We start from the raw sequence: 23,351 nt of genomic DNA, 5'->3' as shown, positions 1-23,351 counted from the left end.
AGATTGCCTTTATCATGCGCCCCATGATTAAAGATCCCTTTGCAAGACTCGGCCTGGACCGCGAAGTCCTCACCGTCAGCCAACTCAACGGCCGCGCGCGGGTGTTGCTCGAAGATGTGTTCAGCAACATCTGGGTCGAAGGCGAAATCTCCAACCTCGCCCGCCCGGCGTCCGGCCATGTGTATTTCACCCTCAAGGACAGCGGTGCCCAGGTGCGTTGCGCGCTGTTCCGGCAGAACGCCGCGCGGGTACGCCAGGCACTCAAGGATGGCCTGGCGGTCAAGGTGCGGGGCAAGGTCTCGCTGTTTGAGGGGCGTGGCGACTACCAACTGATTCTCGACACCGTGGAGCCTGCCGGTGACGGTGCGCTGCGCCTGGCGTTCGATGCGTTGAAGGAGAAACTCAGCGCCGAAGGCCTGTTCAGTGCCGAACGCAAAGTGCCGCTGCCGGCCCATCCGCAGCGCATTGGCATCATCAGTTCGCCCACTGGCGCCGTGATCCGCGACATCATCAGTGTGTTCCGCCGGCGTGCGCCCCAGGTGGCGCTGACCCTGATCCCCACCGCCGTGCAGGGGCGCGAGGCCACCGCGCAGATTGTCCGCGCCCTGCAGTTGGCCGACGCCCGGGGCTTCGACGCCTTGATCCTGGCCCGTGGCGGCGGCTCGCTGGAAGACCTCTGGTGCTTCAACGAAGAAGCCGTGGCCCGCGCCGTGGATGCCTGCATCACGCCGATTGTCAGCGCGGTCGGGCATGAGACCGATGTGTCGATCAGCGACTTCGTGGCGGATGTCCGCGCGCCCACACCGTCGGCCGCCGCTGAACTGCTGGCACCGGACTCCAGCGATCTGCTGCGCCGGGTCGAAAGCCTGCATCGGCGCCTGGTGATGCGCATCCGCGATCGCCTGATGCGCGATCGCCTGCGCCTGGAAGGCATGTCCCGGCGCCTGCGTCATCCGGGCGAGCGCCTGCGCCAACAAGCGCAACGCCTCGACGACCTGGACATGCGCCTGCGCCGAGCCTTCGAGCGCAGCCTCAACACCCGCCGTGAACGCTTGATCCGCCTGGAAACCCGCCTCGCCGGGCAACATCCGGGGCGGCAACTGGCATTGCTGCGCCAGCGCCTGGACAGTTTTGCCGAACGTCTGCCCCGGGCCATGCGTGAAGGTCTCAAGGCCCGGCGCCTGCAACTGCAAAGCCAGGTCCAGACCCTGCAGGTGGTCAGTCCGCTGGCGACCCTGGCCCGTGGCTATAGCATTTTGCTCGATGAGCGCGGCAATGCGATCCGCAGCGCTGGGCAAACCCATACCGGCCAGCGCCTGACAGCCAAGCTGGGCGAAGGCCACTTGCAGGTCCGGGTCGAAGACAACCACCTGACACCTGTCACCCTTTCTCTACTGGATTGATCGATGCCGCGTTTTCTAGCTCCGTTGCTGTTGCTCTGCCTGACCTTCAACGCCCACGCCGACAGTTACATCACCCGCCTGCTGAACAAACCGGTGCCGGGCGGTGTGGCGGTGGTCGACCTGGGCCCTGCGGCCCAGGCGCCCAAATCCAGTTACCAGGGCAAGCCGGTGCTGGTGGTCAAGGAACAGAACAACTGGCTGGCGATTGTCGGCGTGCCCCTGAGCGTCAAGCCGGGTACCCAGCAAATCAGTAGCGCGGGGCGCAACCTGAGCTTCACGGTGGGCAACAAGAAGTACCCGGAACAGCGCATCACCCTGAAAAACACCCAGCAGGTCAATCCGAACCCGGCCAACCTCAAGCGCATCGAAGGCGAACTGGCCGAGCAGATCCAGGCATACCGCACCTTCAGCCCCAACATCCCGAGCAACCTGCTGCTGGACAAACCGGTCAACGGCCCACTGTCGAGCAAGTTCGGGGTACGCCGCTTCTTCAACGGTGAAGAGCGCAATCCCCACGCCGGTCTGGACTTCGCCGTGCCCGCCGGGACCCCGATCAAGACCCCGGCCGCGGGCAAGGTGATCCTGATCGGCAACTACTTCTTCAACGGCAATACCGTGTTCGTCGACCACGGCCAGGGCTTCATCAGCATGTTCTGCCACATGTCGAAAATCGACGTGAAGCCCGGCCAGTCGCTGGCACGCGGTGCAGTGGTCGGCAAGGTCGGCGCCACCGGCCGCGCGACCGGTCCGCACATGCACTGGAACATCAGCCTGAATGATGCGCGGGTTGACCCGGCGATCTTCATTGGGGCATTTCAGCCCTGAGGCATTGGCGAGGCTACCGGCCTCATCGCGGGCAAGCCCGCTCCCACAGGGGGAGCAGGCTTGCCCGCGATGACAATTCTGCAGACACCGACGAAGCACTCACTGCGCCACCTTCAATTGCGCATTGCTTCAACCACACGCAAACATCCAGATAAATATTAAAACAACCCGCAATAAAATATCGATAAAAGTAACTTTTCGAGTATTCCTATCAAAGTTTTCCGACTGCTTGCCATCTTTTTCCGTCGCGGTTAGGGTTGAGGGCATGAAAACCTCTCACACCCTCATTCAGCTTCGCCAGCACCGCAGCCTGTGCCTCGTCAGCGCACGACTGCCGGGCTGAATCGCAGCGCCTCGCCCCTATATTTATCCAACACAACAGTGATCCACCGGCAGGCCGCCTCTTTTCGGCCAACAACAGAATAAGGATTCCCAGATGAGCATGCTCAAAGACCCGTCTTCGAAATACCGCGCGTTCCCGACCATCGACATTCCTGATCGCACCTGGCCGTCGAAGACCATCACATCCGCGCCGATCTGGTGCAGCTCCGACTTGCGCGATGGTAACCAGTCGTTGATCGAGCCGATGGATGCGGCGAAAAAGCTGCGCTTCTGGAAAACCCTGGTTCAGGTGGGTGTGAAGGAAATCGAAGCCTCCTTCCCGGCCGCTTCGCAAACCGATTTCGACTTCGTGCGGACCTTGATTGAAGACGGCCACATCCCTGACGACACCACCATCCAGGTGTTGACCCAGGGCCGTGAAGACTTGATCGCTCGCACCTTCGAATCCCTGCGCGGGGCGAAAAAGGCCATCGTTCACCTCTACAACGCCACCTCCCCGTCCTTCCGCCGGATTGTCTTCAACCAGGACAAGGACGGCATCAAGGAAATCGCGGTCAGTGCGGCCAAACTGTTCGTCAAGTACGCCGCCCAGCAGCCGGAGACCGAGTGGACGTTCGAATACTCGCCAGAGACCTTCAGCGCCACTGAGCTGGAGTTCGCCAAGGAAGTCTGTGACGCGGTGATCGAGGTCTGGAACCCGACGCCGGAACACAAGATGATCCTCAACCTGCCAGCCACCGTCGAGTGCGCCACGCCGAACATCTACGCCGACCAGATCGAGTGGTTCGGCCGCCACATCAACCGTCGTGACAGCGTGCTCATCAGCCTGCACACCCACAACGACCGTGGCACCGGCGTTGCGGCCACTGAACTGGGGCTGATGGCCGGCGCCGACCGTGTCGAAGGCTGCCTGTTCGGCAACGGCGAGCGCACCGGCAACGTCGACCTGGTCACCGTGGCCTTGAACCTCTACACCCAGGGCGTGAACCCCGAGCTGGACTTCTCCGACATCGACGGCGTGCGCAAAGTCGTCGAAGAGTGCAACCAGATTGCCGTGCACCCCCGTCACCCGTACGTCGGCGACCTGGTGCACACCGCGTTCTCCGGCTCCCACCAGGATGCCATCCGCAAGGGCTTCGCCCAGCAGCAGGCGGACGCCTTGTGGGAAGTGCCGTACTTGCCGATCGACCCGGCCGACATCGGTCGCAGCTACGAGGCGGTGATCCGCGTCAACAGCCAGTCCGGCAAAGGCGGGATCGCCTACCTGCTGGAACAGGAATACGGCATCAACTTGCCGCGTCGCATGCAGATCGAGTTCAGCCAGGTGGTGCAACGCGAGACCGATCGCCTGGGCCTGGAGATGACCGCACAACAGATCCACGCCTTGCTGCACAGCGAGTACTTGCAGGCCAACACCCCGTACGCGCTGGTCAGCCATCGCCTGCAGGAAGAAAACGGCCACAGCGCGGTGGAAGTGGAAGTCTCGAGCAAAGGCCAGGGCGAAACCAACCTGCACTGGCGCGGCAAGGGCAATGGCGCCCTGGAAGCCCTAGTGGCCGGCTTGCCGATTCCAGTGGAGATCATGGACTACAACGAACACGCCATCGGCGCAGGGACCAACGCCAAGGCCGCGGCCTACATTGAGCTGCGGGTGAACGGCGAACGGGCGGTACATGGCGTGGGCATCGATGAAAACATCACCACCGCCAGCTTCAAGGCCCTGTTCAGCGCGCTGAACCGCTCCCTGAGCCAGCCACAGGCCAAAGCGGCGTAACAAGGCTGAGCGCAAGACAAAAGGCCCCTAGGTGAAAACCTGGGGGCCTTTTTGTTTGCCTGATGTTTATAGCAAGCTCGCTCCCACCGTTGATTGGTGTGAACGCGGAGACTGTGGGAGCGAGCTTGCTCGCGATGGGGCCAGTTCAGGCAGTGAAAATCTCAGGTGAACTCGAAGGTATCGGCATCCAGGTTCGCTGGAAACCGCGTGCGGTAGGCGGCCAGTTCGGCCGCGTCGAGCACCACCTGGAACACCCCGTCCGCCTCGCCGGCGCTGAGCAGGGTCTCGCCCTGGAAGTCCAGCACCTGGCTGTCGCCGGTATAGGCAAAGCCCTTGCCATCGGTGCCCACCCGGTTCACCGCCGCGACGTAGCACAGGTTCTCGATGGCCCGGGCCGGCAGCAGGCGATTCCAATGCTGGCGGCGCGCGCCTGGCCAGTTGGCGGTGTACAGCAGCAAGTCTGTGTCCTGCGGATCGCGGCTCCACACCGGGAAGCGCAGGTCGTAGCAAATCAACGGGCGTATGCGCCAACCCTTGAGTTCGAACTGCACCTGGCGCTCGCCGGGCGTGAAGTGATTGTGTTCGCCCGCCATGCGGAACAGGTGACGCTTGTCGTAGTGCCAGACTTCGCCATCGGGCCGCGCCCACAACAGGCGGTTGCGATGGCTGCCATCGGCGGCCTGGACGATGATGCTGCCGGTGATCACCGCATCCAGCTTCGCCGCCTGGGCCCGCAGCCATTTGCTGGTCGGGCCGTTCTCCGCTTCGGCGAGGGTCGCCGACTCCATGGAGAAACCCGTGGTGAACATTTCCGGCAGGATGATCAGGTCCGCGCCACGCGCCTGCTCCAGCAACAGCTCGAAGTGCTCGAGGTTGGCCTGGCGGTCGTGCCAGGCCAGGGTGGTCTGGATCAATGCCAGGTTGAGGTTGGGCAGGTTGCTCAGATCACGCATAGTTTTTCCGCCGCCGCACGCAGCGTCTCCTCTCGCTTGGCAAAACACAGGCGCACCAGGCGTTGTTCCTGCGGTGGGTTCTGGTAGAACACCGACACCGGAATAGCCGCCACGCCGTGTTCACGGGTCATCCAGACGGCCATGTCGACATCGTTCAGGTCCGGGCGAATCTGCGAGTAATCGACCAGTTGGAAATAAGTCCCGGTGACTCGGGTAAAGCTGAATCGCGATGGCAGCAGCAGATCGCAGAACAGGTCACGCTTGGCCTGATAGAAGGCCGGCAGTTCTTCGACGTGCTCCGGGTGGGCCGCCATATAGTCGGCCAGCGCGTACTGCAGCGGGGTGACGCCGCAGAAGCTGACGTACTGGTGCACCTTGCGCAACTCTGCCGTGAGGGCCGGTGGCGCCACCACGTAGCCGGTCTTCCAGCCGGTGACGTGGTAGGTCTTGCCGAACGAGCTGACCACAAAGGCCCGTTGATACAGCTCCTCATGGGCCAGCACGCTGACATGGGGCACGCCGTCGTACACCAGGTGTTCATAGACTTCGTCGCTGACCAGGTAGATGTCGCGGCCGCGGATCAGCTCGGCCAGCTGCTCAAGCTCAGCGCGGGAAATCAGCGCACCACTGGGGTTGTGTGGCGAGTTGAGGATGATCATCCGTGTGCGCGGGCTGAGGGCATCCTTGAGCGCTTGGAAGTCGATCGAAAAGTCGTTCGCCGCCAGTTGCACATGCACGCAGCGCCCGCCCGCCAGGGCCACCGAGGGCTCGTAGCTGTCATAGGCCGGGTCAAAGACGATGACCTCGTCACCGCTGTGGATCACGGCCTGGATCGCGCAGAAGATCGCCTGGGTGGCGCCCGGAGTGATCGTCACTTCGTCATCGGCATCGACGCCGACCCCATAGCTGCCGGCGATCTTCGCCGCCACCTGTTGGCGCAACGCTGGCAGGCCGGTCATCGGGCAATACTGGTTGTGCCCATTGGCAACATGCCATCCCAGCGCATCGCGCAGGGCTTGCGGGCCGTCGAAATCGGGAAACCCCTGGGACAGGTTGAGCGCGCCACTGGAAGCCGCGAGCTGGGACATTTGGGTGAAGATAGTGATGCCGACATTCGGCAGCTTGCTGGTGATCATCAAGTGTTCCCTACTGGACGCCCGCGCTGACGACGGCGCGGGAGAGCCCGAGGATAGCGCAAACACCAGACACGAAAAAGGGCGCCCGCTGGCGCCCTTTCCGATGTTGCACAGAAGCGGCAATCAACGCTTGTCGCGGCGTTTCTTGTCGGCTTTCTTGTGGTGCGACATCAAACGACGCTTCTTGTTGACCTGACGGTCGGTGAGCGTGTTCTTGTTCGCTTCGTACGGGTTCTCGCCACCCTTGAACTCGATGCGGATCGGCGTACCAACCAGCTTCAGGACACGACGGTAGGTGTTTTCCAGGTAACGCACGTACGAGTTCGGAACCTTCTCGACCTGGTTGCCGTGGATCACGATCAGCGGCGGGTTGGCCCCCCCCAAGTGGGCATAACGCAGCTTGATCCGGCGGTTGTTGACCATCGGCGGCGCGTGCTCGCCCACGGCGTCTTCGAGGATCTGGGTCAGGCGGTTGGTCGGCCAGCGCGTGATCGCCGACTTGAACGAGTTCTGTACCGACTGGTACAGGTTGCCCACGCCAGTGCCGTGCAGGGCCGAGATGAAGTGGATGTCGGCAAAGTCGACGAAGAACAACCGACGCTCCAGCTCGATCTTCACGAAATCACGTTCCGACGACGTCATGCCGTCCCACTTGTTCAGCGCGATAACGATGGCGCGACCAGCTTCCAGGGCAAAGCCCAGGAGGTTCAGGTCGTGGTCAACCACGCCTTCGCGGGCGTCCATCACAAAGATCACCACGTTGGCGTCTTTGATCGCTTGCAGGGTCTTGACCACCGAGAATTTTTCGACTTCTTCGTTGATCTTGCCGCGCTTGCGCACACCCGCGGTGTCGATCAGCGTGTACTTCTCGTCGTTACGCTCGAACGGGATGTAGATACTGTCACGCGTGGTGCCGGGTTGGTCGTAGACGATGACCCGGTCTTCACCAAGCATGCGGTTGACCAGGGTCGACTTGCCGACGTTCGGCCGGCCGATGATGGCGATCTTGATGCCATCTTTTTCGCTTGGACCCGGAATCCGTACGGCTTCTTCGCCTTCGGCGACGTTGGCGTTCAGATCCTCTTCTTCGGTGTCACGCGGGAATTCGCCGAGGGCGGCTTCCAGCAGGGTGTTCACACCGCGACCTTGTGCACCGGCAACACCGATGGCGTGCCCCATGCCCAAGGGGGCAAATTCGGCGCGGGCCATTTCCGGATCGATGTTGTCGATCTTGTTGGCCACCAGCAGGGAGCGTTTGTTGCGCTTGCGCAAGTGCTCGGCAATCATCTGGTCGGCGGCGGTGAAGCCCGCCTTGGCATCTACCAGGAACAGCACGACATCGGCTTCTTCGATGGCCAGCAGCGACTGCTCGGCCATCTTTTCGTCCATGCCGTGTTCGTCACCGGAAATACCACCCGTGTCGACCAGGATATAGGAGCGCCCTTGCCACTTTGCCTCACCGTATTGGCGATCACGGGTCAGACCGGAAAGGTCGCCGACAATAGCGTCGCGGCTTTTGGTCAGGCGGTTGAACATGGTGGATTTGCCGACGTTCGGTCGGCCCACCAGGGCGATTACGGGAACCATGCGGCTCTCCACTTCGTTATTTCAGAAAATACAAAAGCCGCTGCGAGGCAGCGGCTGGTGCTCGTGTAGGAGCGAGCTTGCTCGCGAAGAAGCTCACGACAACGCGTTTATCCAGACTATACGCGTTATCGTTGACGCCCATCGCGAGCAAGCTCGCTCCTACCTATAGGTCCAGCATAGTTCTTACTTGATGGTCAGCGCTTCCAGTTTGCCGCTGTTGCCATACACATAAATCGTGTCACCCACCACCAGCGGACGGGCACGAAGGCCGTCGCTGTCGATGCGTTCACGGCCGACGAAACGGCCATCCACCTGACTCAACAGGTGCAGGTAACCTTCCAGGTCACCGACTGCAACGTAGCTGGAGAACACTTCCGGGGCCGACAGTTGACGACGGGCCAGCGAATCGTTGCTCCACAAGGCTGTGGTGGAACGTTCATCGACGCCTTCAACGGTGCCCGAAGACAGACTCACATAAACGTTGCCGAAACCTTGAGCGACACCGGCGTAGCTGGAAGCATCACGCTGCCACAGCTGGCGACCGCTCTCCAGGTCCAGTGCCGCAACGCGACCCTGGTAGCTGGCGACATACAGGGTGCCGCCGGACAACAGCAGGCCACCGTCGATGTCGACTACCCGATCCAACTCGGAACGGCCTTGCGGGATCGCTACGCGCGTTTCCCACATCGGCACGCCGTTGTTGATGTTCAGCGCCACGACTTTACCGGTCGACAGGCCAGCCAGCGCCAGGCGGTTGGTCACGATCGGCGCACTGGTACCGCGCAAGGTCAGGACCGCCGGGGTGCTGTCGTACAACCAGCGCTGGTTGCCAGTGGCGGCGTCCAGGCCGATCAGGCGATCGTCCTGGGTTTGCACCACGACCACATCACCGTTGTTGGCAGGCGGGGCCAGCACTTCGCTGGTGACCCGGGCACGCCATTTCTCTTCACCGTTGATGGCATCCAGGGCAATCACTTCGCCCTTGAGGGTACCGACCATGACCAGGCCGTAACCCACGCCCACAGCGCCGGAAACTGGCAGCTCGAGGTCTGTCTCCCACTTGATGTCACCGTTACCGCGATCCATCGCCATGACCGTGCCATTCACGTCACCGGCATAGATGGTATCGCCGTCGATGGCCGGCACCAGCATGATGTAGGTTTCGCCCTGACCGTCACCGATCGAACGACTCCATTGCTTTTGCAGGACCACTTCTTCCTTGAAGTCGACCAGTTCGGCCGGTGGCAGTTCTTTTTTACTGTTGCTGCTGCAACCCGCGGCCAGAACGGCCAGAGCCAGCAATGCTGCATGTTTCCAACGGATCACGTCACGCATCCCCTTTGGCCAGGTCGTCCAACTTGATTTGTAGGCCACCGACCGCTGCTTCATCCGACAGCGCCGCCTTGGCTTTCTGGTAGGCCGCATGGGCTTCGTCGGTACGACCCAACTGGACCAGCAGGTCACCCTTGAGTTCCTCGCGAGTGGCCAGGAATGCCTTGTCCGCATCGCCTTCGAGCAACTTCAGGGCTTCGTCGGTCTTGTTCTGCGCCGCCAGCACCTGGGCCAGACGCTGACGCGCCACTTCGCCCAGGGTTGGGTTGACCGGCTTGTCGGCCACGGCCTTGAGTTCGTTGGCAGCGTCGTCGAGCTTGCCGCTGTCGACCGCGACCTTGGCCACGAACAGACGACCGTACTGCGCGTAGGCGGTGCCGCCGAACTCGCTGTTGAGCTTGTTGGCCAGGTCCGCAACACGGGCCGCGTCAGGCTTGCCGTCCGGGGTCAACGTGGTTTCCAGCAGTTCCTGGTAGAGCATCGAGGCACCTTGCGACTGGTTGCTCTGATACTTCTGGAACGCCTGCCAGCCGAACACGATGACCAGCGCCAACAGGCCGCCAGTGACCAGGGGTTTACCGTTGCGCGTCCACCAGTCCTTCAAATCCGCCAGCTGTTCATCTTCGGTACTCGACACCCCAATACTCCTTATTCGCTAAATCGGCTGTTTGACAGCTTCAACCCTGCACGACGCAGGTGGCCAGGTGAGCGGCGAGCGCGTCCCAGGCAATGCTTTGTTGTTCGCCCTGGCCACGCAGGGGTTTGAAACCTACCACTTGCTGGGCCATCTCGTCGTCACCGAGGATCAGTGCGTACAGCGCACCGCTCTTGTCGGCTTTCTTGAACTGGCTTTTGAAGCTGCCGGCACCGGCGTTCACTTGCAGGCGCAGGTTGGGCAACTGGTCACGCACCCGCTCGCTCAGGGACAGGGCAGCCAGTTCGGCAGCCTCGCCGAAGGCGCACAGGTAGACGTCGACCTGCCGGGAAATTTCTTGCGGGATCTGCTCCAGGGTTTCCAGCAGCAACACCAGGCGCTCGATGCCCATGGCGAAACCCACGCCGGTGGTCGGCTTGCCGCCCATCTGCTCGACCAGGCCGTCGTAACGGCCGCCCGCGCACACGGTGCCCTGGGCGCCGAGCTTGTCGGTGACCCATTCGAATACGGTTTTGCTGTAGTAATCCAGCCCGCGCACCAGCTTGGGGTTGATCACATAAGGAATGCCCGCGGCGTCCAGGCGAGCCTTGAGGCCTTCGAAGTGCGCGCGCGACTCGTCATCCAGGTAGTCGGCCATCTTCGGCGCGTCGACCAGGACCGCCTGGGTATCGGCGTTCTTGGTGTCGAGCACGCGCAGCGGGTTGGTCTTGAGGCGACGCTGGCTGTCTTCGTCCAGTTGGTCCAGGCGCGCCGAGAGGTACTCGACCAGCGCCTCGCGGTAACGCCCACGGGACTCGCTGGTGCCCAGGCTGTTGAGCTCGAGCTTGACCGCATCGCGGATCCCCAGCTCGCCCCACAGGCGCCAGGTCAGCACAATCAGCTCGGCGTCGATGTCCGGACCGTCGAGGTTGAACACTTCGACACCGATCTGGTGGAACTGGCGATAGCGGCCTTTCTGTGGGCGCTCGTGGCGGAACATCGGGCCGATGTACCAGAGTTTCTGCACCTGACCACCGCCGGTGATGCCGTGTTCCAGCACCGCCCGTACGCAGGCCGCGGTGCCTTCGGGACGCAGGGTCAGCGAATCGCCGTTGCGGTCCTCGAAGGTGTACATCTCTTTTTCGACGATATCGGTCACTTCACCGATGGAGCGCTTGAACAGCTCGGTGAACTCGACGATCGGCATGCGGATCTGCTTGTAACCGTAGTTATCCAGCAGACGCGAAACGGTGCCTTCGAAATGACGCCACAGTGGGGTCTGTTCGGGCAGGATGTCGTTCATGCCACGGATGGCTTGCAGAGACTTGCTCACAAAAATTCCTTAATTCGTTTGATCAGCCGCGAGCGATCAGCGCTGCATCGGCTTCGACCTTTTCGGCCGCTTTCTGGCGGATCAGCCGTTCCAGCTCATCCACCAGATTGTCATTCGTCAGTTTCTGCGCCGGCTTGCCGTCGATGTAGATCAGGTTCGGCGTACCACCGGTGAGGCCGATATGGGCCTCCTTGGCTTCGCCAGGACCGTTGACCACACAGCCGATGACCGCAACATCCAGCGGCACCAGCAGATCTTCGAGGCGCCCTTCCAGCTCGTTCATGGTCTTGACCACATCGAAGTTCTGCCGCGAGCAGCTCGGGCAGGCGATGAAGTTGATGCCACGGGAACGCAGGTGCAGGGACTTGAGGATGTCGTAGCCGACTTTCACTTCCTCGACCGGGTCAGCCGCCAGCGAGATGCGGATAGTATCGCCAATCCCTTCGGCGAGCAGCATACCGAGGCCCACCGCGGATTTCACTGTGCCTGAACGCAATCCACCGGCCTCGGTGATGCCCAGGTGCAACGGTTGGACGATTTCCTTGGCCAGCAAGCGGTAGGCTTCGACGGCCATGAACACGTCGGATGCCTTTACGCTGACCTTGAAGTCCTGGAAGTTCAGGCGTTCAAGGTGCTCGACGTGGCGCAAGGCCGACTCCACCAGCGCCGCCGGCGTTGGCTCGCCGTATTTCTTTTGCAGGTCTTTTTCCAGGGAGCCGGCGTTGACCCCGATGCGGATCGGGATCCCGCGGTCGCGGGCGGCATCGACCACCGCACGCACGCGGTCTTCGCGACCGATGTTGCCGGGGTTGATCCGCAGGCAATCGACACCCAGTTCAGCGACCCGCAGGGCGATCTTGTAGTCGAAGTGAATGTCGGCCACCAGCGGCACCTTCACCAACTGCTTGATCCGACCGAAGGCTTCAGCGGCGTCCATGTCCGGAACGGACACCCGCACGATATCGACGCCAGCGGCTTCCAGACGGTTGATCTGGGCCACGGTGGCGGCCACGTCATTGGTGTCGCTGTTGGTCATGCTCTGCACAGCGATAGGCGCATCACCGCCCACCGGTACCGAACCGACCCAGATCTTGCGGGATTCGCGACGTTTGATTGGAGATTCGCCGTGCATGACTTATTGACCCAACTTCAGGCGAGCAGTCTCGCCACTGGTGAACGGAGCTACATCGACTGCTTGCCCGTTGTAGCTGACTTGCGCACCGCGGGCAAAACCCAGGCGGACGGCAAAGGGTGGCTTGCCGCTGACATCGACGGTATCGCCCTTACGCTTCAGACCGCTGAACAGCACTTTGCCATTGCCGTCGGAGACCTGCGTCCAGCAGTCCGACACGTACTGGATACGGACCTGACCGGAACCGGCCACCGGGGCAGGCGCTACCGGCGCGCTGACCACGGGTGCCGGTGCTACGGGAGCAACCGGGGCAACAGGTACCGCAGGGGTGACTGGTGTCGCAACCACCGACGCAGCAGGTGCTGCCTCCGGGGTCTGGGCGGTTTCCGCGGTCGGGGCCACGGAGGCCCCTTCAGGCAAGGCCAGCGGGGTCGTGCTTTCGGTCTGGGCTTCGACGACGGCCTGGTCTTCCGGCTCGTCCAGCGGATGGATCTGGGTGGTGCCGTCGGCACCTTCAACTTCGACGTGCTCGGGGTTCAGGCCGATCAGGTCCTTGGTGCGCAGCGAGGTTTGATCCTGCCACCAGACAAAACCACCGCACACGACCGCAATCAGCAACAGCAGGCTGACAATGCGCAGGATGGTATGGGAAATACGGCTGGGCTCTTCGATCCGCCCCAGGCTGTGGACGTTGCTGCCCTGGCCGTCGGTGCCGGTGTGCTGGTCGAACTGCTGGACCAGGACGCCCTGGTCCATGCCGAGCAATTTGGCATAGGCACGGATGTAGCCGCGGGCAAAGGTATGCCCTGGCAGCTTGTCGAACGCGCCAGCTTCCAGGTTACCCAGGGAAATCACGGTGAGATTGAGCTTTACCGCTACTTCAGCCAACGACCAACCATTGCTTTCGCGGCCCTGACGCAAGGTCTCTCCGGGGTTTACGCGAGTCGCTGCTACAACTTCGGGATGCGCCGCTTTCATCATTGCTCCGACAGGTATTGCTGATATTCCGGCGTACCGGGATAGAGTCGTTTTAGTTGCTGGCCCAGGCTTGCGGCCTTGTCGCGATCTTCGAACACACTGGCCAGCCGAACGCCGAGCCATAGACTACGTGCATTTTGCTCGGCGAGCAGGCTAAAACGGTCGTAATAGTCGCGCGAGGGCACATAATGCCTGTCTTCGAATGACAACTCAGCCATTTCCAGCAACGCCCGGGGTTGCTGGCGATTCAGGCGCAGGGCTTTTTCCAGCTGTTGCCGGGCCAGGTCACGCTGGCCGAGCTTCGCGGCCGTCATGCCGAGGTTCTCGAAGACCCGCGAACGTTCAGGATATAGGCTATCGGCAGCGGCCTGTTGAAAGCGCTCGTAGGCTTCTTTGTAACGCTTCTCTTCAAAGAGAAAACTGCCGTAGTTGTTGAGGATCCGTGCATCGCCCGGGCGGGCCGCGAGGGCCTTGCGAAAGTGCTGCTCGGCCAGCTCCGGCTCCATTTCCGACTGGAACACCAGGCCCAGGGCTGCGTTGGCATCGGCGTCACTGCTGTCGAGCTCCAGGGCTTTGCGCAGCGGCACTTTCGCCTGTTCGGTCATGCCCTGGCGCAGGTAGCCCATGCCCAGTTGCACATAGGCCACTCGCGCCTCGTCACGGCCCTTGCTGGTCTTCAGCGGATCGAAATCACCCGATGAGACGCAGCCAGCCGAGAGGCTGGCCAACAGCAGAAGCAGCGCAACGCGCAGGGACATAGAGATCCTCTCTTAGGTACGATTCGCAGCGTCTTGCGCCAGATCGCTGTCGGCGTTCAATTCCCGCACAGCAATGTAACGTTCGCTACGGCGGGTACGATCCAGCACCTGCCCTACCAATTGACCACAAGCGGCATCGATGTCTTCGCCGCGGGTGGTGCGCACAGTGACATTGAAGCCAGCGTGGTGCAGTTGATCCTGGAAACGCCGGATAGCGTTGTTGCTTGGTCGCTCGTAACCGGAGTGCGGGAACGGGTTGAACGGGATCAGGTTGATCTTGCACGGGATATTCTTGAGCAACTCGATCATTTCCACCGCGTGCTCGACCTTGTCATTGATGTCCTTGAGCAAGGTGTACTCGATGGTCAGCACACGCTTTTCGCCCAGGGACGACATGTAGCGCTGGCACGACTCGAGGAGCATCTTAAGCGGATACTTCTTGTTGATCGGCACCAATTGGTTACGCAATGCGTCATTGGGTGCGTGCAGCGACAGCGCCAGGGATACGTCGATGTGCTTGGACAGCTCGTCGATCATCGGCACCACGCCGGAGGTCGACAGGGTCACCCGGCGCTTGGAGATGCCGTAGCCCAGGTCATCCATCATCAGGTGCATGGCCGCGATGACGTTGTCGAAGTTCAGCAGCGGCTCACCCATGCCCATCATCACCACGTTGGTGATGGCACGGTCGGCGGTCGCCGGGATGCTGCCAAACGATTTGTTGGCAATCCACACCTGGCCGATGACTTCGGCGGCGGTGAGGTTGCTATTGAAGCCTTGCTTGCCGGTGGAGCAGAAACTGCAGTCCAGGGCACAGCCTGCCTGGGACGAAACGCACAAGGTGCCACGTTTGCCCTGGGGAATGTACACGGTCTCGACACAGCTGCCGGACGCCACGCGCACCACCCACTTACGGGTGCCGTCGCTGGAAATGTCCTCGCTGACCACTTCGGGACCGCGAACTTCAGCAATGGCCTTGAGCTTGTCGCGCAGGGCCTTGCTGACGTTCGTCATGGCGTCGAAATCATCGACGCCAAAGTGGTGAATCCATTTCATTACCTGACCGGCACGGAAACGCTTCTCCCCGATTGAGTCGAAGAATTTTTCCATTTCCAGCTGAGTCAGACCCAGCAGGTTAGTTTTAACAGTCGATGTAGTCATGGATTCACCTTCACTCTTAAGCCAATGCTTAGCGAGTGGTTACTTCAGTAGCTGCGAAGAAGTACGAAATTTCGCGAGCAGCAGCGGCTTCAGAGTCCGAACCGTGTACAGCGTTGGCGTCGATGGAGTCAGCGAAGTCAGCACGGATGGTGCCGGCAGCAGCTTCTTTAGGGTTGGTAGCGCCCATCAGCTCACGGTTCAGAGCGATAGCGTTTTCGCCTTCCAGAACCTGAACAACAACCGGGCCGGAGATCATGAAAGCAACCAGGTCGCCGAAGAAACCACGAGCACTGTGCTCAGCGTAGAAGCCTTCGGCTTCAGCTTTGGACAGTTGCTTGAGTTTCGAAGCTACAACGCGCAGACCAGCTTTTTCGAAACGAGTGGTGATCTCGCCGATAACGTTTTTTGCAACAGCGTCAGGCTTGATGATGGAGAAAGTACGTTGAACAGCCATGGTGTAACTCCAGAAACGGTAATTTGCGAAAAATTAAACCCGCGAATTATACGCGGGTTCTTGGGTATTGCCTAACCTGCGGGGACGATCAGTCTACTTCTTCGATCCAGAGGGCCTGAACCGCTTCCAACACCTTCTCGCCGACACGACCAGAGGTGTTATCGAAGTCCGGAAGTTCCATGATCCATCGCTGCAAGTCGACGAAATTGACAGAAAGCGGATCGACATCCGGCTTGGATTCGGCCAGCTCTTCGGCAATTCGTTGAACATCATTCCAACCGTAGCTCATGACAGTCTTACCAGTCAGTGCGGCGCTTCAGCCGCATGGTTAAGCGAATATTTCGGGATTTCGACGGTGATATCTTCTTCACCAACGATAGCCTGACAGGCCAGGCGCGATTGCGCTTCCAGCCCCCAGGCGCGATCGAGGAAGTCTTCTTCCAGCTCGTCAGCCTCTTCCATTGAGTCAAAACCCTCACGGATGATGCAATGACAAGTCGTGCAGGCGCAGACGCCGCCGCAGGCGCTTTCCATCTCGATATGGTGTTCATGAGCCAGTTCGAGGATCGAAGTGCCGGGTGCAGCATCGACAACCATGCCGTCCGGGCAGTACTTCTCGTGTGGCAGAAAAATGACCTGCGGCATCAAATATCCTCGATTTCATTCAGATTGCGCCCCGACAGAGCGGCTTTCACCGTCTGATCCATGCGACGGGCAGCAAAAGCATCGGTCACTTGCGACAGACGCTTGGTCTGCTGCTCGATGGCGTAACCATCAGTACCTTTCATCAGTTCGATCAGTTCTTGCACTTGCATGTCGATGACCATGCGCTCCTCGGCGTCGAGCAAACGCTCGCCATCCGCCTCCAGAGCCCCCTGCACCGCCTCGACCAGACGCTGGGCATCCACTTGCTGCTCGCGCAGCACGCGGGCGACCTTGTCGTCGTTGGCGTGCCGGAACGAATCCTTGAGCATCTTGGCAATTTCACCGTCGGTCAGGCCGTAGGACGGCTTGACCTGGATGCTGGCCTCGACACCCGAACCCAGCTCGCGCGCCGAAACGCTGAGCAGGCCGTCGGCGTCGACCTGGAAAGTCACACGAATCTTCGCCGCGCCGGCAACCATGGCCGGAATGCCACGCAATTCAAAACGCGCCAGGGAACGGCAATCGCTGATCAGCTCGCGCTCGCCTTGCAGCACATGAATCATCATGGCCGACTGGCCATCTTTGTAGGTGGTGAAGTCCTGGGCGCGCGCCACCGGGATCGTGGTATTGCGCGGAATCACCTTCTCCATCAGGCCGCCCATGGTTTCCAGCCCCAGGGACAGCGGAATCACGTCAAGCAGCAGCAGTTCGCCACCGTCACGCTTGTTGCCCGCGAGGGTATCGGCCTGGATCGCAGCGCCAATGGCCACCACTTGATCCGGATCAATTTCAGTCAGCGGCTGGCGCCCAAAGGCCTCAGCGACGGCCTCGCGCACCCGCGGCACACGGGTGGAACCACCAACCATGACCACCGCGTGCACTTCTTCCAGCTCGATGCCGGAGTCACGCACGGCGCGACGGCAGGCCTTGAGGCTGCGCGCAACCATCGGCTCGATCAGCGCATCGAAAGCTTCGCGGGTCAGCTCGGCTTTCCAGGCACCATGGGCCACTTCGACCGATGGGGCATTGGTCAGCGCTTCCTTGGCCGTACAGGCGGTTTGCAGCAGTTGACGCTGCGCGCCCGGATCGAGGTCGGCGGACAGCCCGGCGCTCTCGATGATCCAGCCAGCAATCGCGTGGTCAAAATCATCGCCACCCAGGGCGCTGTCGCCACCGGTCGCCAGGACCTCAAACACACCGCCGGTCAGGCGCAGAATCGAAATATCGAAAGTGCCGCCACCCAGGTCATAGATGGCAACCAGGCCTTCGGCATGCTGGTCCAGCCCGTAGGCGACCGCCGCAGCCGTTGGCTCATTGAGCAAGCGCAGCACGTTCAGACCGGCCAGCTTGGCCGCATCCTTGGTGGCTTGACGCTGGGCATCGTCGAAGTAGGCCGGAACCGTGATCACCGCCCCCACGAGTTCACCACCCAACGCCGCTTCGGCGCGCTGGCGCAGCACCTTGAGGATGTCGGCGGAGACTTCGACCGGGCTTTTCGGCCCTTGAACGGTGTCAATGAACGGCATGTGCGACTCGCCACCGACAAAGCGGTACGGCAGTTGCTCGCCCAACTGCTTGACGTCGGACAGACCACGACCCATCAAGCGCTTGACCGACAGCACGGTGTTCAACGGGTCGGTAGCGGCAGCCAGCCTGGCTGACTCGCCCACTTCGATGCGATCAGCGTGATAGCGCACGGCAGACGGCAGAATGACCTGCCCGTCAGCGTCGGCCAGCGGCTCGGAAAGACCACTGCGCAACGCAGCGACCAGCGAATTGGTAGTGCCCAAGTCAATCCCCACAGCCAGACGACGCTGGTGCGGTTGAGGACTTTGGCCGGGTTCGGCGATCTGCAGTAGGGCCATCGTTATCAGGACTTATCTGTATATCAGGCGTGCGACCGAGGCGGCACTGGGTTAATCGTCGAGGCGCTCTTCTAACTGGCGCACTTCGTAGGTGAGCTTGTCGAGGAACTGCATACGCCGCATCAGGCGTTCGGCCTGTTCGCGTTGCGCGGCATCGTTCCAGCAAGCTGCGAAGCTTTGGTTCAGTTCTTCCTGGGCGACCTTCAGGCGGCGCTTGAATACCGCAACCCCGGCCAGGTCGGCACTGTCTTGCAGGTCTTCGAGCTCTTCGCGCCATTGCATCTGCTGCAGAAGAAACTCCGGATCATGCACCGTGACCTCCAACGGCAACTCACCGCCCCCCATGGCGAGCAGGTAACGCGCGCGCTTGGGGGGACTCTTGAGCGTCTGGTAGGCCTCGTTGAGGCTCGCGGATTGCTCTAGCGCCAGCCGTTGCTCACGCTCGGAAGCATCAGCAAAGCGATCCGGATGAACGCCGCGCGCCAACTCACGGTAGCGCGTAGCCAACTGATCGAGATCCAGGCTGAAGCTCGGTTGCAGCTCAAATAATGCGAAATGACAAGGAGTTCCCACGACAAGCCTCAGATGTTGAAGCTTTCGCCGCAGCCACATTCGCCGCGTACGTTGGGATTGTTGAACTTGAAGCCTTCGTTCAACCCTTCCTTGACGAAATCGAGCTCGGTACCGTCCAGGTAGGCCAGGCTTTTCGGGTCGATGATCACTTTCTCGCCGTGACTTTCGAACACCTGATCCTCTGCCACCACTTCGTCGACAAACTCCAGCACGTAGGCAAGGCCGGAACAGCCCGTGGTGCGAACACCCAGGCGAATCCCCTCACCTTTGCCGCGCCCATCAAGGGAGCGTCGCACGTGTCGAGCAGCCGCTTCTGTCATGCTGATAGCCATCGTTGACTCCTTACTCGTCGCCAAAACCTGAAAGTCAGATCAAGCCTTTTTTCTGCTTGTAGTCGCGAACAGCCGCCTTGATGGCGTCTTCAGCGAGTACCGAGCAGTGGATTTTCACTGGCGGCAGGGCCAGTTCTTCAGCCAGCTGAGTGTTCTTGATGGTCTCGGCTTCATCCAGGGTCTTGCCCTTCATCCACTCGGTGGCCAGGGAGCTGGAAGCAATGGCGGAGCCGCAGCCGTAGGTCTTGAACTTGGCGTCTTCGATGATGCCTTGCTCGTTGACCTTGATCTGCAGGCGCATTACGTCGCCGCACGCCGGAGCGCCGACCATGCCAGTGCCGACATCAGGATCTTGCGCGTCCATCTTGCCGACGTTGCGCGGGTTTTCGTAGTGGTCGATGACCTTTTCGCTGTAAGCCATGATTCAATCCTCACTCATCAGAGAGTCGCTCTTTGGGCCCTGCAAATCGAAATTTCAAGACAAGGCCCGTGTGCGGCGACTTATATATCAGTGTGCCGCCCACTCGATCTTCGAAATGTCGACGCCGTCTTTGTACATGTCCCACAGCGGCGACAGAGCGCGCAGCTTGGTAACGGCCTCGCAGACTTTCTGCGCGGCGTAATCGATTTCTTCTTCGGTGGTGAAGCGGCCGAAGGTGAAGCGGATCGAGCTGTGTGCCAGTTCGTCGTTGCGGCCCAGGGCGCGCAGTACGTACGAAGGCTCAAGGGAAGCCGAGGTGCAGGCCGAACCGGACGAAACCGCCAGGTCCTTGAGCGCCATAATCAGCGACTCGCCTTCAACGTAGTTGAAGCTCAGGTTCAGGTTGTGCGGAACGCGGGCGGTCAGGCTGCCGTTGACGTACAGCTCTTCCAGATGTTCGACCTGCTTGTAGAAGCGATCGCTCAGGGCTTTGATGCGCACGTTCTCGGCAGCCATGTCTTCCTTGGCTACGCGGAAGGCTTCGCCCATGCCGACGATCTGGTGAGTGGCCAGGGTGCCGGAGCGCATGCCACGCTCATGACCGCCACCGTGCATGGTCGCTTCGATGCGCACACGCGGCTTGCGGCTCACGTACAGTGCGCCGATGCCTTTAGGGCCGTAGGTCTTGTGAGCGGAGAACGACATCATGTCGACTTTCAGCTTCTGCAGATCGATCTCGACCTTGCCAGTGGACTGAGCGGCGTCGACGTGGAACAGGATGCCCTTGGAGCGGAGCAGTTCGCCGATGGCGGCGATGTCGTTGATGGTGCCGATTTCGTTGTTCACGTGCATGACCGAGACCAGGATGGTGTCGTCACGCAGCGCGGCTTCGATCATTTCCGGAGTCACCAGGCCATCGGTGCGTGGCTCGAGGTAGGTCACTTCGAACCCTTCACGCTCCAGTTGGCGCATGGTGTCGAGGACAGCCTTGTGCTCAATCTTGGTGGTGATCAGGTGCTTGCCTTTGGTGGCATAGAAATGTGCCGCACCCTTGATTGCCAGGTTGTCGGACTCGGTGGCACCGGAGGTCCAGACGATTTCACGCGGGTCGGCGTTGACCAGGTCGGCGACCTGGCGGCGAGCGTTCTCGACCGATTCTTCGGCCTTCCAGCCGAACACGTGGGAGCGGGAAGCCGGGTTACCGAAGTTTCCGTCGACCAGCAGGCATTCACTCATCTTTTGCGCGACACGCGGATCAACCGGGGTGGTCGCAGAGTAATCAAGGTAAATCGGCAATTTCATGGACTATCTCCTAAATCAGGCTGGCTGGCGTGCCGCTAGCTCTTTGGCTGTCACTCGACGGCGGACGCTTCAATCTTGTCCAGGCGCGGCGACTTGCTGTTGCAACGACGCTGGTCCTGACGCTGGGCTACTTCTTGTACCTCACGGCGAGTGACAAGATCAGCCAAGCTGATACCGCTGAGAAATTCGTGGATTTGCAGGCTCAGATCACACCACAGGTGGTGGGTCAGACAGGTATCGCCGCCGTGGCAATCACCCAGACCCTGACACTTGGTAGCGTCAACCGATTCATTTACCGCGTCGATTACCTGAGCGACCTGGATCCCCTGCATGTCACGCGACAGCTGGTAGCCGCCGCCAGGACCACGAACGCTGGAGACCAGGTTGCTGCGGCGCAACTTGGCGAAAAGCTGTTCGAGGTAGGACAGGGAAATGCCTTGGCGCTCGGAAATGTCAGCCAGGGACACAGGCCCATGCTGCGCGTGCAACGCCAGGTCAAGCATGGCGGTTACAGCGTATCGGCCTTTTGTAGTCAGTCGCATGGACAATTACCGCGGAGTTTCGGGATGGGGAGGAGTATGCAATTCCCGAGTATTTAAGTCAACTATAAGACCTAGTACTTTAGTCAGGTTTACCTGCAAAAGAGCGCGCGCATCATAGCAAAGGCGTGCGGGTTACAGCCAGCAGTACCGCGCTACCCTTCATCGCGGGCAAGCCCGCTCCCACAGGGATTTTCGGTGCTAACGCAATCTGTGTATCACCGAAGACCTTGTGGGAGCAGGCTTGCCCGCGATGGGGGGGGGCTCGGTCTAGCTGGCCGGGGTCTGATCCTTGCCTTTTACGCAGGCGAAGTCTTCTTCGCGCAGCTCAGGCAACTCTTTGGCACAGTAAGGGCTCCCCAGGTCTTTCAGCGCGCCGCACATCCCTTCCAGACGGCCATCCACCGCCTGCAGATGATCGAGCAACTGACCAATGGCCCGCGCCACCGGGTCTGGCATATCTTCGCCAACGCCGTAGGCATCGAAACCAATCTTCTCAGCCATGGCCTTGCGCTTGGCTTCCTGCTCATCATCGGACTTGACGATGATCCGCCCCGGAATCCCGACCACTGTGGCACCGGTCGGCACCGCCTTGGTCACCACCGCATTGGAGCCGACCTTGGCACCCGCCCCTACCGTGAACGGCCCCAGCACCTTGGCGCCAGCACCCACCACCACACCATCTTCCAGGGTCGGATGGCGCTTGCCTTTATTCCAGCTGGTGCCGCCCAGTGTCACGCCCTGATACAGGGTCACGTCATCACCGATCTCGGCGGTTTCACCAATGACGATGCCCATGCCGTGATCAATAAAGAAACGACGCCCGACCTTGGCGCCCGGGTGAATCTCGATCCCGGTCAGCCAGCGACCAAAGTTCGACACCAGCCGCGCCAGCCATTTCCACCCCCACCCCCACAGCGCCGCCGACAGGCGATGAATCCAGATCGCGTGCATGCCCGGGTAGCAGGTCAGCACTTCGAATGCATTACGCGCCGCCGGATCTCGATGGAAAACGCTCTGGATATCTTCACGCAAACGCTCGAACATCATTAATCCTTCCGCTTAAGGAGCTCACCACGGGCCGCTTTCTGGGTTTCCGTGAGGATGCCACGCAAAATATTCATCTCAGCCCGACTGACCGAGCTTCGTCCGTACAACCGACGCAGGCGCGCCATCAAGTGTCGCGGCTTTTCCGGGTCGAGAAATTCGATGGCCACCAAGGTCTGCTCCAGGTGCTCATAAAATCGCTCCAGCTCATCCATGGTCGCCAGCTCACCGCTCTTGGTGGACGCCACTTCTTCCTTCTCGACCTTGCTTGGCTGGCCTTGTGCCGCCAGCCAGGACATGCGCACTTCATAGCTCAACACCTGCACCGCGGCCCCCAGGTTCAGCGAGCTGAACTCAGGGTCCGAAGGAATGTGCACGTGATAATGACATCGCTGCAGCTCTTCATTGGTCAGGCCGGAATCTTCACGACCAAACACCAGGGCGATCTCGGCGCCGGCCGCCGCTTCCTCGACCACCTTAGTCCCGCACTCGCGCGGATCGAGCAGCGGCCAGGGAATGCGGCGGTCGCGCGCGCTGGTGCCAAGTACCAGATTGCAGCCCACCAGCGCCTCTTCCAGGGTGGCGACCACTTGTGCGCTTTCCAGGATGTCGCCGGCACCGGAAGCCCGCGCATCGGCCTCGTGATGGGGGAACAGCCGCGGCTCCACCAACACCAGGCGCGACAACCCCATATTCTTCATGGCACGCGCAGCCCCACCGATGTTTCCCGGATGACTGGTATTGACCAGGACGACACGAATGTTCTGCAGCAAGGGAGGCGCTCTCTGACAGGGAATTTGGTCGCAAATCTTACAGTTCATCCTA

Annotated in this window: 24 protein-coding genes; 3 read left to right on the top strand and 21 right to left on the bottom strand. The window is 60.9% G+C overall.

The window, feature by feature from the left end; all coding sequences use genetic code 11:
* Window positions 1-23 precede the first annotated feature (23 nt).
* From xseA to leuA, 3 genes are all read left to right on the top strand, one after another.
* On the top strand, window positions 24-1,403 hold the full coding sequence (gene xseA / locus AACY45_RS11020; protein WP_339545595.1) for an exodeoxyribonuclease VII large subunit: 1,380 nt from the start codon (window positions 24-26) through the stop codon (window positions 1,401-1,403).
* A gap of 3 nt (window positions 1,404-1,406) precedes the next feature.
* Window positions 1,407-2,228: a peptidoglycan DD-metalloendopeptidase family protein gene (locus tag AACY45_RS11015; RefSeq protein ID WP_339545483.1), complete on the top strand. Its 822-nt coding sequence runs from the start codon at window positions 1,407-1,409 to the stop codon at window positions 2,226-2,228.
* A gap of 436 nt (window positions 2,229-2,664) precedes the next feature.
* Window positions 2,665-4,344, top strand: coding sequence for a 2-isopropylmalate synthase (gene leuA / locus AACY45_RS11010; RefSeq protein WP_339545482.1), 1,680 nt, complete (start codon window positions 2,665-2,667; stop codon window positions 4,342-4,344).
* Window positions 4,345-4,505: 161 nt separating this feature from the next.
* On the opposite strand, the gene AACY45_RS11005 is transcribed toward leuA, so the two are convergent.
* From AACY45_RS11005 to trmJ, 21 genes are all read right to left on the bottom strand, one after another.
* Complete coding sequence (locus AACY45_RS11005; protein ID WP_339545481.1) at window positions 4,506-5,297, bottom strand: amidohydrolase; 792 nt, start codon at window positions 5,295-5,297, stop codon at window positions 4,506-4,508.
* Entirely contained in the window at window positions 5,285-6,433 is a 1,149-nt protein-coding gene (locus AACY45_RS11000; RefSeq protein ID WP_339545480.1) for a pyridoxal phosphate-dependent aminotransferase, read from the bottom strand. The genes AACY45_RS11005 and AACY45_RS11000 overlap by 13 nt, the downstream gene beginning before the upstream one ends.
* Window positions 6,434-6,556: 123 nt before the next feature.
* Entirely contained in the window at window positions 6,557-8,020 is a 1,464-nt protein-coding gene (der, locus tag AACY45_RS10995; protein WP_339545479.1) for a ribosome biogenesis GTPase Der, read from the bottom strand.
* A gap of 183 nt (window positions 8,021-8,203) precedes the next feature.
* Window positions 8,204-9,355, bottom strand: coding sequence for an outer membrane protein assembly factor BamB (gene bamB / locus AACY45_RS10990; protein WP_339545478.1), 1,152 nt, complete (start codon window positions 9,353-9,355; stop codon window positions 8,204-8,206).
* Window positions 9,348-9,989, bottom strand: coding sequence for a tetratricopeptide repeat protein (locus tag AACY45_RS10985; RefSeq protein WP_095166039.1), 642 nt, complete (start codon window positions 9,987-9,989; stop codon window positions 9,348-9,350). The genes bamB and AACY45_RS10985 overlap by 8 nt, the downstream gene beginning before the upstream one ends.
* Before the next feature lie 40 nt (window positions 9,990-10,029).
* Window positions 10,030-11,319 carry a histidine--tRNA ligase gene (gene hisS, locus AACY45_RS10980; RefSeq protein ID WP_339545477.1) on the bottom strand — a complete coding sequence of 430 codons (1,290 nt, stop codon included), beginning with the start codon at window positions 11,317-11,319 and terminating at the stop codon, window positions 10,030-10,032.
* Between the two features lie 22 nt (window positions 11,320-11,341).
* Window positions 11,342-12,451, bottom strand: a complete 1,110-nt coding sequence (ispG, locus tag AACY45_RS10975; protein ID WP_095166042.1) for a flavodoxin-dependent (E)-4-hydroxy-3-methylbut-2-enyl-diphosphate synthase — start codon at window positions 12,449-12,451, stop codon at window positions 11,342-11,344.
* A gap of 3 nt (window positions 12,452-12,454) precedes the next feature.
* Window positions 12,455-13,429 carry a RodZ family helix-turn-helix domain-containing protein gene (locus AACY45_RS10970; RefSeq protein WP_339545475.1) on the bottom strand — a complete coding sequence of 325 codons (975 nt, stop codon included), beginning with the start codon at window positions 13,427-13,429 and terminating at the stop codon, window positions 12,455-12,457.
* Window positions 13,429-14,187, bottom strand: coding sequence for a type IV pilus biogenesis/stability protein PilW (gene pilW, locus AACY45_RS10965; RefSeq protein ID WP_339545474.1), 759 nt, complete (start codon window positions 14,185-14,187; stop codon window positions 13,429-13,431). Before pilW ends, AACY45_RS10970 begins: the two co-directional genes overlap by 1 nt.
* 12 nt (window positions 14,188-14,199) lie before the next feature.
* Window positions 14,200-15,348, bottom strand: a complete 1,149-nt coding sequence (rlmN, locus tag AACY45_RS10960) for a 23S rRNA (adenine(2503)-C(2))-methyltransferase RlmN (protein ID WP_166593060.1) — start codon at window positions 15,346-15,348, stop codon at window positions 14,200-14,202.
* 28 nt (window positions 15,349-15,376) lie between these two features.
* Window positions 15,377-15,802 (bottom strand): nucleoside-diphosphate kinase, encoded by a 426-nt coding sequence (ndk, locus tag AACY45_RS10955; RefSeq protein ID WP_007916882.1) that lies wholly within the window; start codon window positions 15,800-15,802, stop codon window positions 15,377-15,379.
* Window positions 15,803-15,890: 88 nt separating this feature from the next.
* Window positions 15,891-16,091, bottom strand: a complete 201-nt coding sequence (iscX, locus tag AACY45_RS10950) for a Fe-S cluster assembly protein IscX (protein WP_339545473.1) — start codon at window positions 16,089-16,091, stop codon at window positions 15,891-15,893.
* 14 nt (window positions 16,092-16,105) lie between these two features.
* On the bottom strand, window positions 16,106-16,447 hold the full coding sequence (fdx, locus tag AACY45_RS10945; RefSeq protein WP_339545472.1) for an ISC system 2Fe-2S type ferredoxin: 342 nt from the start codon (window positions 16,445-16,447) through the stop codon (window positions 16,106-16,108).
* On the bottom strand, window positions 16,447-18,312 hold the full coding sequence (gene hscA / locus AACY45_RS10940) for a Fe-S protein assembly chaperone HscA (RefSeq protein WP_339545471.1): 1,866 nt from the start codon (window positions 18,310-18,312) through the stop codon (window positions 16,447-16,449). Before hscA ends, fdx begins: the two co-directional genes overlap by 1 nt.
* A 51-nt stretch (window positions 18,313-18,363) precedes the next feature.
* A complete protein-coding gene (hscB, locus tag AACY45_RS10935) occupies window positions 18,364-18,885 on the bottom strand; it encodes a co-chaperone HscB (RefSeq protein WP_339545470.1) in 522 nt (173 codons plus the stop codon).
* A gap of 8 nt (window positions 18,886-18,893) precedes the next feature.
* On the bottom strand, window positions 18,894-19,217 hold the full coding sequence (gene iscA / locus AACY45_RS10930; protein ID WP_003227904.1) for an iron-sulfur cluster assembly protein IscA: 324 nt from the start codon (window positions 19,215-19,217) through the stop codon (window positions 18,894-18,896).
* Between the two features lie 34 nt (window positions 19,218-19,251).
* On the bottom strand, window positions 19,252-19,638 hold the full coding sequence (gene iscU, locus AACY45_RS10925; protein WP_003185157.1) for a Fe-S cluster assembly scaffold IscU: 387 nt from the start codon (window positions 19,636-19,638) through the stop codon (window positions 19,252-19,254).
* An 87-nt stretch (window positions 19,639-19,725) separates the two neighbouring features.
* Window positions 19,726-20,940: an IscS subfamily cysteine desulfurase gene (locus AACY45_RS10920; RefSeq protein ID WP_339545469.1), complete on the bottom strand. Its 1,215-nt coding sequence runs from the start codon at window positions 20,938-20,940 to the stop codon at window positions 19,726-19,728.
* A gap of 50 nt (window positions 20,941-20,990) precedes the next feature.
* Entirely contained in the window at window positions 20,991-21,482 is a 492-nt protein-coding gene (gene iscR / locus AACY45_RS10915) for a Fe-S cluster assembly transcriptional regulator IscR (RefSeq protein WP_095166055.1), read from the bottom strand.
* A gap of 267 nt (window positions 21,483-21,749) precedes the next feature.
* A complete protein-coding gene (cysE, locus tag AACY45_RS10910; RefSeq protein ID WP_339545468.1) occupies window positions 21,750-22,526 on the bottom strand; it encodes a serine O-acetyltransferase in 777 nt (258 codons plus the stop codon).
* Between the two features lie 2 nt (window positions 22,527-22,528).
* On the bottom strand, window positions 22,529-23,299 hold the full coding sequence (gene trmJ, locus AACY45_RS10905) for a tRNA (cytosine(32)/uridine(32)-2'-O)-methyltransferase TrmJ (RefSeq protein WP_339545466.1): 771 nt from the start codon (window positions 23,297-23,299) through the stop codon (window positions 22,529-22,531).
* Window positions 23,300-23,351 lie beyond the last annotated feature (52 nt).

It is taken from the genome of Pseudomonas sp. RA_35y_Pfl2_P32 (assembly GCF_963970735.1).
Classification (GTDB): domain Bacteria; phylum Pseudomonadota; class Gammaproteobacteria; order Pseudomonadales; family Pseudomonadaceae; genus Aquipseudomonas.
This window is presented reverse-complemented; position numbering and strand designations above follow the sequence as displayed.